The organism is Snodgrassella sp. ESL0304 (assembly GCF_013344995.1).
GTDB lineage: Bacteria > Pseudomonadota > Gammaproteobacteria > Burkholderiales > Neisseriaceae > Snodgrassella > Snodgrassella alvi.
In genome coordinates this window covers 369,639-388,456 of sequence record NZ_JAAEDR010000012.1, presented here as the reverse complement: position 1 = coordinate 388,456, position 18,818 = coordinate 369,639, and the positions used below count along the sequence as shown (strand labels likewise).

The following is an 18,818-nucleotide window of genomic DNA, read 5'->3' as shown; positions in this document are numbered from 1 at the left end:
GAATCAGGCTTACCCATGACAGACGTTTTATTGCTCCGCAAAGCAAGAGTGAAAACATACTGAGCCTTTAATAAGCAATTTTAATCAAGAATGTTACTATATAACATTACATAAATGATACCTTATAACATTATATATATGCAAAATGTTACTTAGTCTGTTCAGCAAATGTGAATGATTGGTGATGAGTGAGCATCCTGATGGGTAAACGATTCGGATGTAAAGCCTGCTGTAAGCGTACCGATAAAGGAGAGGGCAAACCAAGAATAGATGCAGCTATAGCTTCAGCGCATAGCGGAGCAGTAATCAATCCACGGCTGCCATGAGCGGTATTGATAAATGCTCCCGGCAGCCATGGACAGGGCTGAGTAAGCGGGTAGTTTTTATCCATACGTAACTGCGCATAATACTTGAACATAGCAGATGTATCGCCGATTGGTCCGACAACCGGTAAATGATCATAAGCATCACAGCGTATGGCTGCATGTCCCTGCAAAGGGTTATCAGAATCTAAGTTAGCTGCAAGATGCGGCATCCATTGGCGTAATTGCTGCCAATTTTCTTTTTCGTCTTCACTGGTTAAATCATCATTGGTTTGATTGGGATGAAAGGTAGCACCAAAACACAATTTATCACGCCATTGCGGGGTAATATAACTATTTGCACTCAATGCGCAGTGTGGCTGTACAGCCTTCTGTTTTATACTGGCAGTAGTTGTTTGACCACGTATTTTATGAAGCGGCCATCCGGCTACCGGATACAAAAAATTACTTTCGGCTCCGGCACAAATGACAATATGTGATGCATTAAGTGAAAATGCCTCAAGCTGATTCTGACAATCTATCTGCCATAAATCTTTTTGCCGGCAAATAGCATTTACTTTCGTTGTTGTTAATACCTGAATCAGCGGGTGCCTGAGCATATTCTGAATCCAGCTGAGAGGATTAATTGCAGCGCCATAAGGCCACCATAAACCACTATGCGGCAAATCTATACCGGCAATCTGACTGGCTTCTTCCTGTGTAACCGCATGAAATAATTTACTTTGCGGATTTTGATTAGCCAGCAGCATATTACGTTGCTGTTCTTTTGAATTGTAATTCAGATGGATAACACCGCAATCCAGCCAGCCCTGGCCGGCAGGCAAACAGTTGCTGAGCAGTGCCCGGCTGTAGCCATAGCTAGCTAGTAGTAGCTCAGTCTGAACTGTAGCATGCGCCGAAATTTTTGCGTATAACAGACCAAGATGATTGCCTGAGGCTGCGCTGGCAATTGTATGCTGTTCTATGACTGTTACTGCTATACCACGCTTTGCCAGAGCAAAAGCAGTGGCAGCTCCGGCAATACCTGCGCCAATCACCACCACGGATTTAACCGGTAATAAGTCCGGCAAAGTAAGCCATGGTTTATATCTGAATTCAGAATATACGGGCGTCGTACTTGTACAGGCTAGACCGGGATTAAGCTGAACCCATTGTTCATATACATGCGGCTGAATAAGAATAAATTTTCCTGCATGACGAAATGGATAACTAAATACCGGTTGGTGCTGCCAGAATATCCTGGCTTCAAGCCAGAGCTGTACAATAATCTGGCCAGCAGGTGATTGTGCAGTTAAAGACTCAGGCCAGTCTTGTGCAATTATTATGATTTCTGCCTGCTCATCACTGCCTATCTTCTCAGCCAGTTCATCTGGCTTCGGCCACCCGTGGAAAGTATAAACGCTCATGGCTGACGAGCAGAGGTATGAGTTTCAGAAGAAGAACTGGCTCCCTGATTAAGCCATAACCATTGCTGCTGTAATGTTTGTCGCAAACTGTCCTGTTTTTGTTGCGAAGTGTGTAAACCGGCAGTCAGTTTCTGATAATCAATAGTAAAGGAAGGGCGGCTAAAAGTGCCATTAATGCGTAATGGCAGTAAATTTTGCTGCTGGGCACGCCGGGTAGCAATCAGCACATTATAATCCATTTGCTGCTGTAACCATTTAACACTACCCATACCTTTAATATCAAAGTTATCAGCATGCAATTCTATTCGTCCGTTTTTACTATTACCGTTCTCTACCGGAATAAACAGCTTAATAATACGGAATGGTGTTTGGCTGGTTTCATTGTAAGCAACGGTAGTCTGATTTTCACCGTTTTGCAGAATATTATTGATATCAATCCCATTCCAGAAACCCTGATGGATTTGTAATTTAGCATTACCAGTCAGAGTCGACAGCCATTGATTACGGTTCATTCCATTACCATGTAACTCAAAATCGGCATCTGCAGTTCCATCAAGGTTATGCCAGCCAAATGTATCCTGAAGAAAAGATTTAATCTGCACGTTATTTACATGTTGCTGAATTTTCCAGCTCAAAGGATTGGCATTACTAATCTGTAACATTCCCTGAGTGTTTCCGCCATACATCTGAATACTGAATGGTTGCAGTGTAAAATTATGCACATCAATTGAAAGATTGGTTTTCAGTTGATTCAGCTGCACTTTATGTGTCTGCAAAGAATCGATATTAAGCAGGATATTAACAGAACGGTTTTTAAACCAGTTTTGCCACAACTTTTGCCAGTCAGACGGAAGTATACCGGTAGTATTATCTGTATACGGGCGCAGATTTAGCTGAACAAGATGAATATTTCCATGCACTTTTCCTGAATTTTTATCACTTTGGTAATTTAAATTAATATCCACAGGCTGATTATCGAACAGACCTTGTAATACTAACTGTGCATTTCCGTTGTCATCTCCATGAAGGCTGCCAGTCAGATCACTGATAAACCGCGAATTGGGCAGAGCATTAACAGTATCCTGATGGCTGTTAACCGATAAATTACTAATTTTCCAATGTCGCATATCCAGCCAGTTTAACTGACCGCTCACGGTTAAAGCCGTTTGATATAAATGGCTTTGCCAGCCGCTATCAATCTGAAACTGTGATAAAGACCATTGATTCTGTATCCAGCTAGTATTACTGGCTGATAAAGTTGCATTAATCTCATTATCACCAATTTGTGCGGTAGCCACACCATTTAATTGAGGTAATAAGAGTTTAGCCCAACCAAGTTGCCAGTTCTGGCCATTACCTGAAATATGCAACTGATTATGCTGACTGTGCCATTGCCATTGGACAGCAGTTGTCTGAAAAAGCTGCTGCTGAGGCAGCCAGCGCGCATCAAAATGCCATTGTCCGTTACTATCACCCAAAGAAGGTAAGTTAGTTTTTACTTCCAGATTGACATCCTGCCACTGCATAACTGCATCAGGACGATAAACAGCACTTAGCTGACATTGCATAGTCTGCATGTATTGGCCGCTGAGCGTCCCACCCAGTTTAAGCAAACTGTTATTACCAAGATTATGCCATTGTAAATTTAGCTGATTAATTTTCTGAATATTTTGTCCGTCATTGATGCGGAAGCTGGCATTTTCCAAAATAAAGCGATTAATTTTCAATTGATTATTTTTATGTTGTTGTTCCCATAAATCGCTCAGATTCCATTGCCCCTGACTATCTCTAACAAGATTAACGTGTGCATTTGTAAGCTGTAATTTTTCAATTGTCATGCGACCGAACAAACTTTGCCAACCTAAACCAATTTTCATATCATCAATATGAATATCGTCTGCTTTGCTGAATTTATTTTTAATACGTACATTGTGCAAAATAACTGTAGGGCGTGGAAACATAGCACGGTTTATATCCTGGTCAAAAACAACCTGATGGCCACTATTTGCCATCATGGCATTTACCCGTTTATTAATTTCTTCTGCATTAAATAAATAATGCAAAACGGCTATATCAATGGCCAGCAAAAGGATAATGCTCAGGCAGCTGAATACGATCAGCTTCAACCAGAATTTGCCTGAATGCAATAAGGAAATCATATTGAATTAAAATTGGATTATTCTCAAAAACTTTGTTCTGATTTATCATCAGAACAAAGAAACAAAATATATTTTTTAAATAAAACAAATTCAATCAATAAAATAAAAATATCCTACTGATTAAATTAGAAGCCAACAATCAGCTTAGTCAATTAAGTAAACGAATCTATTGAAAGACCAGTGATTGTAAGATAAAGATAAATGCCAGCCTGTTTAACAGACTGGCTGCAAATCTAATGATGCATATGATGATTATCTGAACCAGAAGAACCGACACTGACAGGAACATTAAGCATTAACGGTTTGGCATAACGAAAAGTTAAACGCACCGGAATTGTTGTCCCTTTTACTAAGGGCTTTTTTAAGCCCATTAACATAATATGCATTTTTCCCGGTTGAAGCTGCGTCACCTTACCGGCAGGCAAGGGCAGACCTTGCGGTAAAGGGCGCATTTTCATAACGCCATCTATTTCGGTTGTTTCATGCACTTCACCAGACATAGCCACCGGGCTGGATACACTCAGTAAAACATCATCTTTACCTGAATGATTATCCAAATCCATAAATACACCACTGGAAGACATTCCCGGCACACTGAACCGTGCCCATGCATGATTAGCAGCAATACCTTGTGCCAATACCAAACCTGCATATGAAGCCAATAAAGTCGAAAACAAAATTTTTTTCATAATTATCATCTTTATAAAAGCAGATATAAAATTTGTTGTACCCGTATGACCTTAACCGGAGCAAGTTGCCATAAAAAACATTATACAGCTAAATGCGGAGCAATAATTTGTAAAAGCTGGGCAAGAATTTTGGGATTTGCAGCAACAATATCCCCACTATCCAACCAAGTTTGTTCACCATGCATATCAGTAACAATACCACCAGCTTCCTGCACAATCAGAGCACCACCAGCAATATCCCAGGGTTTCAGGTTAAACTCAAAATATCCGTCAACTCTGCCGCAGGCAACATTACATAAATCCAGAGCAGCTGAACCTTCTCTGCGACCACCGGCTGTTTTAGCCAGTACGTCTTTTAAAATTGCCAGATAGGTATCCATCATGCTTTGATCAACAACTGGAAAACCTGTGGCTATCAGGCTGCGCAATAAGTCACTTCGATTGCTAACCCGAATACGCTTATCATTAAGCAAAGCGCCCTGACCCCGGCTGGCAACATATAAATCATTCTGTTCCGGTGCATAAACCAGTGCTTCGGCTAAAGTACCTTTATGCAGCAAAGCCATAGAAATAGCGTACTGTTTATGTCCGTGTAAATAATTGGTTGTCCCGTCCAGCGGATCAATAATCCATTGATATTCCGCATTAGTATTACCTAAATGACCAGCCTCTTCACTCAAAACAGCATGATGAGGATAGACTTCCTGAATAGTGTTAACAATAATATGCTCAGCCTCACGGTCTACATCTGAAACAAAATCATTAGCAGCTTTGTTATCAATTTTAATGTTGTTTAAATTGCTGCTGGCGCGATGCATCATTTGACCGGCTTTGCGTGCTGCTTTCCACGCAGTAGTTAATATAGGATTCATGCTAATTCTCGAGATAGGGCTTAAAAGCTAAAACAGATATACAATGGGTATTTTAAAGAACAAATGCCGCATAGAAACGCTGCGGCAATATAAACAGAATATTGCCAATTATACGACAAAAAGTGTTTTTGCCAAAATTATGCTCTCATAGCAGATTGAGAGGCCTGATTTTGCTATAATACGCAGAATTTCTGCATTCAGCAGATTTCTGTATTAATCACTGATATGAATAAACCTGTTCTACCGGATTTTCTCAACAACATTACTATTGTACTTAGCCGAACCAGTCATCCTGCCAATATCGGATCTGCAGCAAGAGCCATGAAAACAATGGGTTTAACCAGACTTACTCTTGTTGCACCGAATTTGATGCAGACGCCAATGACATCTGACCCTGCTAAGTTCGATTATGCCAATCCAGCTGCATTTGTATTACCTGAAGAAAGCTTTATCCTGGCCTCAGGTGCTCGTGATGTACTGGAAAATGCACGGATTGTCGCTACACTGGATGATGCTCTTGCAGATACTACTTTATCTTGCGCCTTAACCAGCCGGCGGCGTGAGTTGTCCGCTCCGCTACATACCCCGCGGGAAATCATGCCCTCATTAATTTCGGCAGCCGGTACAGGTCAGCAAATAGCACTGGTATTTGGAAATGAAACTTTTGGATTAAGTATAGATGAAGTTCAAAGTTGCAATCGTCTGATTACTATTAATGGTAATCCGGATTATTTTTCTCTTAATCTGGCCCAGGCGGTGCAAATTATATGTTATGAATTGTTCAGCCATGTTGATATCAGCATGACACATCTAAAACAAGAACAGAATCTGGCTACTCATCAGCAAACAAGCGGTATGGTAGAACATTTACAACAGGTAATGAATTTGGCCGGCTTCTTTAACCGGCGCAATGAAAAAAGGCTGATGCGACGCATGGCTGCAATGTTCGACCGTGCACAGTTAAGCACAGAAGATATCGATGTCTTGCGCGGATTCTACAATACTGTTAGTCAGCAATTACAAAAAAATCAAAATTAGTATTATATTGTAAATATTTGTCTGCAAAAGAAAAGGGTGCCAGTATGAATTATTCTTCAGATCCGATTTGGTGGCGTTTAAAAAAAACGATCGTACGCGATCTGGCCAGTCTGTTAACGGCACCACCTCCATGGATATCATCTGCCGAGATACCAGTTTCAGTACTATTGGGAGATGAAGGATTCCGATTTTTACTTTCTCTGGATGAGCAGCCTGAAAGCCTGTATTTATTTCTGAAAAAACATGGCGGATATCAGAGCCGCCTGGGCATTTATGCAGAACGTTTACTCAGGTATTGGTTTTTACATGCTCCGCACAGCAGACTGATTGCACATAATGTGCAGGTTCAGCATAATCAGCAAACATTGGGGGCTTTCGATTTTATCGTACAGTTAAATGAAAGTATTTACCATCTGGAGTTAGCAACTAAATATTATGGCAGCCGGTCAAATCAACTTGAAAACTTTACCGGTCTGAATCCGACTGACCAGCTTATTAATAAAATGCATAAAATCCAGCAGCAGCTCAGGTTAAGCACGGAGCCTGCTGCTGAAAATATCCTGAAAGATTTATCTTTGGAACATGAGCAATTGCAACATGCCAGCATTATTCGCGGTATGCTGTTTATGCCTGAACCACAGCAACAATTGCCAGCACCATTAAATTCTTTGAGCTGGCAAGGGTATTATGTAGAAAACTGGGATGAATTTAAATGCTCAGAAAATAGTCGTTTTTACGTACTTGACCATTTATCTTTTCTGTCTCCTGCACGCATCAGTAGTAATGCTATAGTTACCTTCAATCAGATTAAGCAAATCCGCCAGGGTATGGTTGTAGTGGTTGAAGTGCGTGCAGACGGCTGCTGGCATGAAGTGCAGCGTATAATGAAAACAAATTGTAAAAACAACTAAACCTGAACAGCGGCAAGTGTTTTTATCAGTACATAGGTTTTTGTAAGGGCTTATGGTACACTTGCCATTTAATTTTTGTCTGCATGAGTAAATGCCCGTGTGCGTACAGCCCAAAAGCAGTAGCTTAAGACAAATGAAACCAAAACCAGATCAACTGACATCTAAGGGTTTACGATGAGCGTAACAGTAGAAAAATTAGATAATTTAGAGCGTAAAATCATTTTGGCTCTGAACTGGGAAGACATCAGAGCAAAAGTCAACGCACGCATGAAAGTAGCACAGAAACGTGCCCGTGTTGATGGCTTTCGTCCCGGTAAAGCACCGCTGAGAATAATCGACTCTATGTACGGCTATGGTATTCGTGACGAAGTATTGAACGAAATGACCCATAAAGCATTTGAAGATATCATTGTAGCTGAAAAACTAAAAGTTGCTGGTCTGAAAAGCCTGACTGCTTTGGAAGATGCCGATCAGGATGATGAAAAAGTTTATAAAATTGCCGTAGTATTTGAAGAATTTCCAGAAATCAAAGTCGGTGATTTAAGTAATCAGGAAGTAACGAAGTTCAGCACTGAAATCGGTGATGCAGAAATAGATAAAACTGTTGATATTCTGCGCCAGCAGCGTACCCGTTTTAATCATGTTGAACGTGAGGCACGTGAAGGTGATCGGGTTATTATTGACTTTGCCGGCAAAATTGACGGTGAGGCCTTTGCTGGTGGTACTGCTGAAAATTATCCGTTTATGCTGGGCAAAGGCCAGATGCTGCCGGATTTTGAAGCAGGTATTGCTGGCATGAAAGAAGATGACGTAAAAGAAGTTGCCGTTACTTTTCCGGAAGATTACCAAAGCAAAGAGCTGGCAGGAAAAACTGCAAATTTCACTATTACTCTGAAAAACGTTTCTGAAGCAGTTCTGCCGGAAGTAAATGAAGAATTTGCCAAGTCACTTGGTATTGAAGACGGTGATGTCGAAAAAATGCGTGCTGAAATTAAAAAAAATGTCAGCCGTGAAGTAAACCGTCGCGTTAGCGAAATGACTAAAGACAGTGCAATTAATGCATTACTGGCTGCAACACCGATTGAAGTACCTTCCTCACTGATTACAGAAGAAGCTAAAAGCATGGCAGCAAGAATGAAAGAAAATTTTGCTGCTCAAGGTATGGATCAGAAAGATCTGGAATTACCTCTGGACATGTTTAACGAACAGGCTAGTCGTCGTGTTACCATCAGCCTGATTATGGGTGAATTGGTTCGTGAAGAAAAGCTTGAGCCAACAGAAGAGCAGGTGCGTAACGTTATTAATGAATTTGCTGATAGCTATGAAGATCCTCAGGAAGTTATCGACTGGTACTACAACGACAGAAAAAATCTTCAGGCACCTACTTCATTAGCCATTGAGCAGAATGTAGTTGATTATGTATTAGGCAAAGCAAAAGTGACTGATAAAGTACTGACTTTTGATGAAGTAATGGGTCAGCAGGCCCAAGCCTGAATCTAAAATACATAATCTGATATGACCAAGCACCGAAGTAGTTGCAAAGCTGCTTAGGTGCTTTTATTTCAACTGAGGAAAAAATATGTCACATATTGAAAATCTGGGTCTGGTACCTATGGTAGTAGAGCAGAGCGGCCGCGGAGAACGTGCATACGACATTTATTCACGCCTGCTTAAAGAGCGCATTATTTTTATGGTAGGACCGGTTACCGATGAAACTGCCAATCTGGTGGTTGCCCAGTTATTATTTCTGGAAAGTGAAAATCCTGACAAGGATATTTCTCTTTACATTAACTCTCCGGGTGGTTCAGTTACAGCAGGCATGTCAATTTTTGATACGATGAATTTTATTAAGCCTGATGTAGCAACTTTGTGTCTGGGACAGGCTGCCAGTATGGGTGCTTTTTTACTTTCTGCAGGGGCTAAAGGTAAACGTTTTGCCCTGCCTAATAGTCGCGTTATGATTCACCAGCCGCTTATCAGTGGCGGATTAGGTGGTCAGGCCTCAGACATTGAGATCCACGCACGTGAGTTACTTAAACTGAAAAAACAATTAAACGAGCACCTTGCCCGTCATACCGGACAAAAGCTTGAACAGATTGAAAAAGATACCGATCGTGATAATTTCATGTCAGCCGAAGAAGCGAAAAAATATGGTTTGATTGATGAAGTACTAGTCCACAGGCCTAAATAGAATTTTTAGAAGCAGACATTTAGATAGTATATCTACTACAATAAAAAACGAAACCTTCGAACAAGGTTTCGTTTTTTATTGTAGTATTTATAACATGTATGCTAACATTATTTTTATCTTGAATAAATAAATAGAATATTATTGTTTACGCTGATTGCTTATACCCATCAGCATAGCTAAGATTACCATTACTGATAAAGTAGCTGTACCACCATAGCTTACCAATGGCAAAGGCACTCCTACCACAGGTAATATCCCGCTAACCATACCCATATTTACAAATGCATAGCAAAAAAGGGTCATGGTTAATGCTCCGGCCAGGGTTCGGCAATATAAAGTGGGCGCTTTAAAGGTTATATAAAGGCCGCGCACAAGAATAAACGTATATACGGTTACCAGTAAAATATTTCCTATCAGGCCAAACTCTTCTCCAAACACTGCAAAAATGAAGTCTGTAGTTGATTCAGGAATATAATCTAAATGAGTTTGCGAACCTTCTAACCATCCTTTGCCCCATATTCCGCCAGAACCAATTGCTGTCATGGATTGGAGAATATGGTATCCGGCACCCAGTCGGTCTTTAGTTGGATCCAGTAAAGTCAATACACGCATACGCTGATAATCATGCATACCGTAATTCCAGATCAATGGCAGCATAGCAACGAAACCAATAACTGCTGAAATGATGACTTTCCACGGTAAACCGGCAAAAAATATCACGAACAGACCTGAAGCCATAATCAGAGTAGCGGTTCCCAAGTCCGGCTGTTTTAAAATCAGTGCTACCGGAATGAATATCAGTACGAAAGCAATAATATAATGATACCAGCGAATATTACTTTCATTTTTCTGAAAGTACCATGCAATCAGCATCGGGACAGCAATTTTCATAATTTCTGAAGGCTGAATACGGGCTACACCAACATTCAGCCATCGTGTGGAACCATTTACCGTAATTCCGGCAAAATGTACCCCAATTAATAGCAAAATCCCCAAACAATATGTAGGTAAAGCAAAATTACTTAATATCTGAGGAGGAGTACGTGCAATAACCCATAGTAAAATAAAACTTAGAATAGTATGCAGGGTTTTATTTTCAAGCTGACCAAAATCCTGACCATCGGCAGAATAAAGCAAAAATAAACTCATTACATAAATAATCAACATGGCATAAAAAAGCCATACATCCATCGGTGCCCAGAGTTTGATCCAGAGACGTTTAAACCATTTTTGTTCATTGATCATAGTTTATCTCACAGACCTGGTTGAGGACGATAAGCACGCAATAACGGAGGTAGGTCAGTCTGACTATGCTCATTATGTTGTTTTGCATCCATCATGGCATTATTGGATAAATCATTCACCGGTAAATCAGCAGAATTAGTTGCTTCTTTTGCACTAGGGAGATTTTTTAATTTCAAAAGATAAAAATCAGCTAATTGACGAGCCAGAGGAGCCGCTGTAGCACCCCAACCATTGTTTTCAAGAATAACTGCAATCGCTATCTGTGGCTTATCTGCAGGCGCAAATGCAATAAACCATGCATGGTCTCTCAGCTGTACTTTTAATGCTGCCGCATTATAACGTGCACCTTGTTTAATCTGCACCACCTGAGCTGTACCGGTTTTGCCGCCCATAGTATAAGCAAGACCCGAACCCACTGCCGCAGCCGTACCACCCGGTTTTAATACTTTTTGCATAGCATCTTTAACATATTCAAAATTGCCACGTTTGAAAGGAACAGTTCTAACCGGTTGCGGATCGATTAAAGTCATTTTTTTCGAATTATGGTCAAGTAATGCCTGAACCAAATGAGGGCGGTAAACAACACCATCATTACTGAGAATTGCTGTAGCAAAAGCCATCTGCAGAGGAGTATACGCATTATAGCCCTGACCGATGGCCATGCTCACACTATCAGCCGGCTGCCATACGCGTGCCTGAGGTTTAGAGCGGGCAAATCTTTTTTCTTTCCAAGCGCGTGTTGGCAATACACCAGCATATTCATGATTTATATCAATACCAGTCTGCTTACCAAGATTAAACTCAGCTAAATAAGGTGACATACGATCCACCCCCATTTCATAGCCCAGACGGTAAAAAAATGTATCTGACGAAACCTGAATAGCTTTATTCAGATTGGCTGATCCATGACCACCTCGCGCAGCATCCCTGAACTGATGAGTTGATCCGGGAATACTCCAAAACCCCGGAGCAGGTAAAACTGTACTCTGAGTCAGTTTGCCACTTTCCAAAGCAGCCATTGCCAGAAAAGGCTTAAATGTAGATCCGGGAGGATACATACCCTGAGTCGCACGATTTAAAAGCGGGTGACGCCAGTCTTCATTCAGACTTTTCCACGTATCAGTATCGATTCCGTCAATAAACAGATTCGGGTTATAGCTGGGTTTGGATACCATGGCCAGTATCGCACCCGTTTGCGGATTAATAGCAACTAAAGCACCACGTTTATCACCCATCAACCGGTCTGCTTCTTGCTGTACACGGATATCGAGTCCCAGGCGAAGCGTTTGTCCGGGCACTGCCGGCACTGTTTTAATAGTACGAACAATATGTCCCTGCGCATCCTTCTCAACTTCACGATAACCCGGAATACCATGTAATTGCCGTTCATAGTATTCTTCCAGCCCCATTTTTCCTATATGAGTACTACCACGATACAGTGTCGTCAGTTCAGCTTTGTCGAGAGCTGCCATATCGCGATCACTGATACGACCGATATAGCCTACGATGTGAGCAAGTAATTCGCCATAAGGATAGTCGCGAAATGTTCGCGCATTAATTTCAACACCCGGAAAGCGATAAAGTTCAGCCGCCAGACGGCTGGCTTCTTCCATTGTTAACTTAAGTTTTAAAGGTACTTTTTCATAAGAACGGTATTCTGCACGAAATTTATTAAACCGCTTCATATCGCTGGGGGTAATGTCCACATAGTTGCGCAAGGCATTAATTGTATCTTCGAGTTTACCCGGTATCTGATTAGGAGTTATCTCAAGAGAATAAGCCGGATAGTTATGTGCCAGTACCACACCATTAACATCAACTATTTCTCCACGAATGGGTGGCGTAGGAATTAATGAGATACGATTATTGGTAGCAGCAATGACATATTCATCATATTTGATTACCTGCAAGTATACAAACCTGGCAATCAGCATAGAAAAACAAATAATAATCAAAGCAAAGGCTACTGCAATCCGTAAACCTAGATCGCCATTTTGCGCAGGTTTAGATACACGCTTTTTTTTAGTTCGGAATTGCAGTGCTTTCATAGACGTCTTGAATAGGCGAGATAAAGCATGAATTTAGATAAAAGAGGCCAGAGCAGAGCACTGATAAATGGTGAAACAAACAGATTCCAGCCACTAAAATGATGGGTCGAAAAGAAGTGTACAACCACTAAAATCAAAGTCATTAGCATCAGACTCCCGAAAATAGTCAGAGCCTGATAAGTATATGAATAGCCGAGCATCTGATGTCTGTTTTGTTCAATCAGATAGACAGCTGCCATCAAACCTAATGCGTGCTGTCCGAACGGAGTACCAATTCCCACATCCAAGAGCAGTCCTAATACAAAAGCCATACCGATACCAATATTTTGTGGTCGGTGCAAGCTCCAATACAATGTCATCATAGCTGTTAATGCAGGCAGGCAGGCAGCCAGAGGCTGGGGAAACGGGATCAGATCCAGAAATAATGCAATTACTAAGCTTAATACAATAAGCCTTTTTCTGGTATGGCGGTGCAAGCTGTCAACTTCAGTCATGATTGATGGATAAGGTATTAGTGGCTTTTGCATCAGCATAATGATCAACTATCTGCGCATGCTTTTGCGGGATAACCAGTACAAAATTACTATTGCGTAGTTGCGCTACAGGTTCAATCTGTGTCCGGTAATAGGGTGAACCATTACCACTCTGCGCTTGTATGACAGTGGCAATAGGTATCCCGGCAGGATAAATACTATCCATGCCTGAAGTAACCAGTAAATCATTACGTAACAGGCTGGCATTAGCCGGAAAGTAACGCAGATCCAAACTACCTGAACGGCCATAAACCAGTGTGCGTACTCCGGTACGCATTACCATCGCCGGAATAACTGCATTACTATTTGTAATTAGTGTCACTTCAGAACTCAATGGCTGAACAGCTGTAATCTGACCAATCAGACCATGTTCATCACTTACGGCATCACCCTGTCGAATTTGATGATGACTGCCTTTATCTATAATGAAGCGGTCAGTCAGCGGATTAGTATCACTTGATACAATCTGTGCAACCTGCGCCTGAGGTAATGCTGCTTTTTGAAGCTGAGTCAGATGATCAAGACTGATTACTGACTTTAACTGTACGTCACGCTGACTAATTTGTAATTTAAGCTGCGCATTTTGAGCCTTCAACAATTTGTTTTCATCGCTCAGATTCTGCTGCTTTTCAAGAAACACCATACCATTAGATACAGCATTAACCGGCTGCATAGCCAGCCATTGTAAAGGATATAATGCGGTACCGATATAATTGCGGCTAATTTTAACCACATCATACCGGTTATCAAGCAACAGCAATACAACTGCTAACAGTGACAGTACAACCAGTTTACTGGTACTGCGCAGACCATTGTGTACAAAATTGAGTGAAGGCTCTGCCATTATTATCTTATGTCTGATAAACAGTGCTGCATTTACGGATTGGATACAAATACAGAGTTCATTTTACCAATCATATCCAATGCATGACCAGAACCCCGTGCAACACATGTCAGCGGGTCTTCTGCAATCATAACAGGCAAGCCGGTTTCCTCAGAAAGCAAACGATCCAAACCTTTAAGCAAAGCGCCGCCTCCGGTTAACACCAAACCACGGTCGGCAATATCCGCACCCAGCTCTGGGGGAGTCTGCTCCAAAGCATTTTTAACTGCCTGTACAATCTGATTAAGTGGTTCAGTCAGCGCTTCCAAAACTTCATTCGAACTGATTGTAAAAGCACGAGGAATACCTTCTGCCAGATTGCGGCCTTTTACTTCAATTTCTTTTACTTCCATACCGGGGAAAGCAGAACCGATATTTTTCTTAATTTCTTCAGCAGTAGATTCACCAATTAGCATGCCATAATTGCGGCGCACATAGTTAATAATGGCATCATCAAATGCATCACCACCTACGCGGATTGAGTGAGAATAAACCACACCAGATAAAGAAATCACACCAACTTCAGTTGTTCCGCCACCAATATCCACGACCATTGAGCCTGTTGGTTCTTCAATAGGCAAACCAGCACCAATTGCTGCTGCCATAGGCTCTTCAATCAGATTTACAATCGATGCGCCGGCTGCCAGAGCTGAATCACGAATAGCTTTACGTTCTACCTGAGTTGAACCGCATGGAACACAAATAACGATTCGGGGAGCTGTAAACCGGCTGTTGTTTACCTTTTTGATAAATTGCTTGAGCATTTTTTCAGTGACATTAAAGTCAGCAATCACACCATCTTTCATAGGTCGTATTGCCTGAATGCTTCCCGGCGTACGCCCCAGCATTTTCTTTGCTGCTGTTCCCACAGCCAGCATGCCGTTTTTAGCATTTATGGTGTCATTTTGCACGGCTACCACAGACGGCTCGTTTAAAACAATACCCTTATTTTTAATAAAAATCAAAGTGTTGGCGGTACCAAGATCAATAGCCAGATCATTGGATAAATATTTGGAAAAAAAGCGAAACATGAGGATGTCCTAATGAACTTTTAAATTATAAGTATGGCAAAAGCAGTTTTGCGGCGCACTGTACTCAGCAAATCAGTACGCCAAAGAATAGGGTTTTCGGTTATAATTCTATATTATGTAACAACCGAATCAGAACGCGCAATGATACCGCAGTTTGCCCGTTTTGCTAAATCAAATTTAAGGATTTTTGATGGCTTTAACATTAAGTGATGTAGATAAGCTCGCACGCCTCTCTCGCTTGAGTCTTTCAGAAGCAGAGCGAAATAACATGCTGACAGAGCTGAACCATGTATTCGATCTGGTCGAAAAAATGCAGGAAGTCAATACTGACGGGATTGAACCGATGGCACATCCGCATGAACTGGCCTTGCGTTTACGCGACGATGCAGTTACTGAAAAAGACGAGCATCATGCAATCCAATCATGTGCACCGCTGGTAGACAGGGGTTTATATCTTGTGCCTAAGGTTATTGAATAACTCAACCCTTACCATAATGACTTGTTCATTCATATTTAAATTTATTGCAGGTAACTACAGACAGTGTTGCCTGAAAGTTATATAACCACTATGCCAAAAAATTATACATTAAAACAGTGCAGTGACTTACTGCAATCAAAACAGGCTTCAGCTGTCGAATTGGCGCAGGAGTATCTGGCTGCAATTGAAAGTGAAAATGCCAGTCTTAATGCCTATATAACACTGGATAAAGAACGCACTATTGCTGAAGCTAAGGCAGCTGACACACGTTTGGCGCAGGGTTCAGCAAATGTATTAACCGGTGTACCCATAGCCTATAAAGATATATTCTGCCAGCAGGGATGGCGCAGTGCCTGTTCCAGCAAAATGCTGGATACTTTTACTGCACCTTATACAGCAACAGTAGTTCAGAATTTGCTTGATGCAGGTATGGTAACCCTAGGCAGAACCAATATGGATGAATTTGCCATGGGTTCAACAACTGAGTCTTCTTACTATGGTATAACTCACAATCCGTGGAAGCTTAATCATGTTCCGGGTGGTTCCTCTGGCGGTTCAGCAGCAGCCGTGGCTGCGCGGCTAGCACCGGTTGCGCTGGGTTCAGATACTGGCGGTTCCATTCGCCAGCCTGCCTCACACTGTGGTATTACTGGTCTGAAACCCACCTATGGTGTAGTTAGCCGTTTCGGTATGGTTGCTTATGCTTCCAGTTTTGATCAGGCCGGACCAATGGCTCAGACAGCAGAAGATTGCGCCTTGTTAATGAATAGTATGGCGAGTTTTGATGAGCGGGACTCTACCAGTATTGAGCGAAATAAAGAGGACTATACCCGCGATTTAAATCAATCATTACAAGGTTTAAAAGTAGGTCTGCCGCGCGAATTTTTTGGCGAAGGTCTGGACGCACAAGTACATGCATCAATTGATCGTGTTGTAGAAGTACTCAAAAAACTGGGTGCGGAAATTGTAGATATTTCTTTACCACATACAGAACTATCCATTCCTGCCTATTATGTACTGGCTTCAGCAGAAGCCAGTACAAACCTGTCACGCTACGACGGTGTTCGTTATGGACATCGCGCTGCTGAATTCGGTAATCTGGATGAGATGTACAGTAATACCCGTGCCGAAGGTTTCGGGTCTGAAGTAAAACGCCGCATTATGATAGGCACTTATGTTTTATCTCACGGTTACTATGATGCTTACTACCTGAAAGCACAAAAATTACGCAGAATGGTTGCAAACGATTTCCAGGCAGCATTAAAACAGTGCGATATTATTCTGGCTCCGGTTGCGCCTACTGCAGCACCATTATTAGAAAGCCATAATAGTGATCCTGTTGAAATGTATCTTTCTGATATTTACACCGTTTCTTTAAATCTTGCCGGTTTACCGGGTATTTCTCTGCCGGCAGGATTTACCACAAGCGGATTACCCGTAGGCGCTCAGCTTATCGGTAATTATTTCGCAGAAAGCCGTCTGCTAGGTATTGCACACCAGATTCAGCAACATAGTGACTGGCATACCAGAACTCCATTTGTACAATAATTGCCAGTATACGAATTGAAAGAAGACAGAATGAATTGGGAAACAGTAATCGGTCTGGAAATCCACGTTCAGTTAAACACGCGTTCCAAAATTTTTAGTGGATCATCTACTGCATTTGGCGCAGCACCCAATGCTCAGGCCAATGTTGTGGATTGCGCACTGCCTGGCGCCTTACCAGTAATGAATCGTGATGTAGTGAACAAAGCCATTAAACTTGGATTGGCTTTAGGTGCGAATATTAACCGGAAAAATGTTTTTGACCGGAAAAACTACTTTTATCCGGACTTGCCTAAAGGTTATCAGATTAGTCAGCTTGATTTGCCGATAGTTGAGCACGGAAAACTTGAAATCGTGGTTGGTAATGAAGTTAAAACTATTAATGTTACCAGAGCTCATATGGAAGAAGATGCCGGTAAATCCATCCATGATGAATTTGAACACTATACCGGAATTGATTTAAACCGGGCTGGTACACCGTTACTGGAAGTCGTGTCAGAACCGGAAATGCGTTCAGCAGCAGATGCTGTTGCTTATGCTAAAACAATGCATAGCCTGGTAACCTGGTTAGGCATATGTGACGGTAATATGGCAGAAGGTTCTTTCCGTATTGATGCCAATGTTTCAGTACGCCTGAAAGGACATGCTGAGTTTGGTACCCGTTGTGAAATTAAAAATCTGAACTCATTCCGCTTTCTGGAACAAGCCATTAATTATGAAGTGGAACGGCAAATTGAATTAATTGAAGACGGCGGTAAAGTCATTCAGCAAACACGTTTGTTTGATCCGAACAAGGGTGAAACTCGCGCCATGCGCAGTAAAGAAGATGCTCATGATTATCGTTATTTTCCTGACCCTGATTTATTACCAGTGATCATTACCGATGCCATGCTGGATGCAGCCAAAGCAGGCATGCCTGAACTACCTAAAGAGATGGCCGGCCGTTTTATCGATCAATATGGTATTTCTGATTATGATGCACGATTATTAACTAGCAATCATATACAGGCAAACTGGTTTGAACAGGCCGCAAAACTTCATGGTCACGGTAAACTGGTTGCTAACTGGATGCTTGGAGAACTTGCAGCTGCTCTGAATAAAGCCGGAATAGATATTTCTGAAAGCCCGATTAGTGCTGAACGTCTTGCTGGTTTAACAAGTAGAATTGCAGATAATACTTTAAGCAATAAACTGGCTAAGCAGGTATTTGAAGCCATGTGGAACAGTGATCTTACTGCTGATGCCATTATTGAACGTGATGGCTTGAAACAGATGACGGATACTGGTGCCCTCGAAAAAATTATTGATGAAGTACTCGCTAATAATCAGAAATCTGTAGAAGAATTCAAATCCGGTAAGGAAAAAGCATTTAACGCTCTTGTAGGGCAGGTAATGAAAGCTTCTCGCGGTAAAGCTAACCCTCAACAAGTTCAGTCTTTACTGCATAGCAAACTGGCATAAGCAAG

Annotated in this window: 16 protein-coding genes; 7 read left to right on the top strand and 9 right to left on the bottom strand. The window is 41.7% G+C overall.

Translation table 11 applies throughout. The features are described 5' to 3' along the window. Window positions 1-148: 148 nt before the first annotated feature. The 4 genes from mnmC to GYX91_RS05335 form a co-directional block, all read right to left on the bottom strand. On the bottom strand, window positions 149-1,729 hold the full coding sequence (mnmC, locus tag GYX91_RS05350) for an FAD-dependent 5-carboxymethylaminomethyl-2-thiouridine(34) oxidoreductase MnmC (RefSeq protein WP_110414210.1): 1,581 nt from the start codon (window positions 1,727-1,729) through the stop codon (window positions 149-151). Beyond that, window positions 1,726-3,855, bottom strand: a complete 2,130-nt coding sequence (locus tag GYX91_RS05345) for an AsmA family protein (RefSeq protein WP_174830125.1) — start codon at window positions 3,853-3,855, stop codon at window positions 1,726-1,728. The genes mnmC and GYX91_RS05345 overlap by 4 nt, the downstream gene beginning before the upstream one ends. A gap of 266 nt (window positions 3,856-4,121) precedes the next feature. Next, window positions 4,122-4,577: a copper chaperone PCu(A)C gene (locus tag GYX91_RS05340; RefSeq protein WP_174830124.1), complete on the bottom strand. Its 456-nt coding sequence runs from the start codon at window positions 4,575-4,577 to the stop codon at window positions 4,122-4,124. Window positions 4,578-4,657: 80 nt separating this feature from the next. After that, window positions 4,658-5,449, bottom strand: a complete 792-nt coding sequence (locus GYX91_RS05335) for an inositol monophosphatase family protein (protein ID WP_174830123.1) — start codon at window positions 5,447-5,449, stop codon at window positions 4,658-4,660. 225 nt (window positions 5,450-5,674) lie between these two features. Between GYX91_RS05335 and GYX91_RS05330 the strand changes: the two genes are divergently transcribed. The 4 genes from GYX91_RS05330 to clpP all read left to right on the top strand — a co-directional run bounded on the left by GYX91_RS05330 (window position 5,675) and on the right by clpP (window position 9,589). Further along, window positions 5,675-6,487 (top strand): RNA methyltransferase, encoded by an 813-nt coding sequence (locus GYX91_RS05330; RefSeq protein WP_037395203.1) that lies wholly within the window; start codon window positions 5,675-5,677, stop codon window positions 6,485-6,487. Between the two features lie 44 nt (window positions 6,488-6,531). After that, entirely contained in the window at window positions 6,532-7,398 is an 867-nt protein-coding gene (locus tag GYX91_RS05325; RefSeq protein ID WP_174830122.1) for a DUF1853 family protein, read from the top strand. Window positions 7,399-7,572: 174 nt separating this feature from the next. Next, on the top strand, window positions 7,573-8,892 hold the full coding sequence (gene tig, locus GYX91_RS05320; protein WP_174830121.1) for a trigger factor: 1,320 nt from the start codon (window positions 7,573-7,575) through the stop codon (window positions 8,890-8,892). Window positions 8,893-8,977: 85 nt separating this feature from the next. Then, window positions 8,978-9,589: an ATP-dependent Clp endopeptidase proteolytic subunit ClpP gene (clpP, locus tag GYX91_RS05315; RefSeq protein WP_025330704.1), complete on the top strand. Its 612-nt coding sequence runs from the start codon at window positions 8,978-8,980 to the stop codon at window positions 9,587-9,589. Window positions 9,590-9,727: 138 nt separating this feature from the next. Here clpP and rodA read toward each other — a convergent pair whose 3' ends face one another. Genes rodA through GYX91_RS05290 form a run of 5 tightly spaced genes read right to left on the bottom strand, consistent with a single transcriptional unit; the run spans window position 9,728 to window position 15,329 of the window. After that, window positions 9,728-10,834, bottom strand: coding sequence for a rod shape-determining protein RodA (rodA, locus tag GYX91_RS05310; protein WP_174830120.1), 1,107 nt, complete (start codon window positions 10,832-10,834; stop codon window positions 9,728-9,730). Window positions 10,835-10,842: 8 nt separating this feature from the next. Next, window positions 10,843-12,882, bottom strand: coding sequence for a penicillin-binding protein 2 (mrdA, locus tag GYX91_RS05305; protein WP_078475591.1), 2,040 nt, complete (start codon window positions 12,880-12,882; stop codon window positions 10,843-10,845). After that, complete coding sequence (gene mreD / locus GYX91_RS05300; protein WP_174830119.1) at window positions 12,879-13,376, bottom strand: rod shape-determining protein MreD; 498 nt, start codon at window positions 13,374-13,376, stop codon at window positions 12,879-12,881. The genes mrdA and mreD overlap by 4 nt, the downstream gene beginning before the upstream one ends. Next, window positions 13,369-14,259 (bottom strand): rod shape-determining protein MreC, encoded by an 891-nt coding sequence (gene mreC / locus GYX91_RS05295; RefSeq protein WP_174830118.1) that lies wholly within the window; start codon window positions 14,257-14,259, stop codon window positions 13,369-13,371. The genes mreD and mreC overlap by 8 nt, the downstream gene beginning before the upstream one ends. A 32-nt stretch (window positions 14,260-14,291) precedes the next feature. Then, window positions 14,292-15,329: a rod shape-determining protein gene (locus tag GYX91_RS05290; protein WP_025330699.1), complete on the bottom strand. Its 1,038-nt coding sequence runs from the start codon at window positions 15,327-15,329 to the stop codon at window positions 14,292-14,294. A gap of 190 nt (window positions 15,330-15,519) precedes the next feature. Between GYX91_RS05290 and gatC the strand changes: the two genes are divergently transcribed. The 3 genes from gatC (at window position 15,520) to gatB (ending at window position 18,813) form a co-directional block, all read left to right on the top strand. Continuing rightward, entirely contained in the window at window positions 15,520-15,807 is a 288-nt protein-coding gene (gatC, locus tag GYX91_RS05285; protein WP_084551919.1) for an Asp-tRNA(Asn)/Glu-tRNA(Gln) amidotransferase subunit GatC, read from the top strand. 90 nt (window positions 15,808-15,897) lie between these two features. Continuing rightward, window positions 15,898-17,355: an Asp-tRNA(Asn)/Glu-tRNA(Gln) amidotransferase subunit GatA gene (gatA, locus tag GYX91_RS05280; protein WP_174830117.1), complete on the top strand. Its 1,458-nt coding sequence runs from the start codon at window positions 15,898-15,900 to the stop codon at window positions 17,353-17,355. 15 nt (window positions 17,356-17,370) lie between these two features. Continuing rightward, a complete protein-coding gene (gene gatB / locus GYX91_RS05275) occupies window positions 17,371-18,813 on the top strand; it encodes an Asp-tRNA(Asn)/Glu-tRNA(Gln) amidotransferase subunit GatB (protein ID WP_255454431.1) in 1,443 nt (480 codons plus the stop codon). Window positions 18,814-18,818 lie beyond the last annotated feature (5 nt).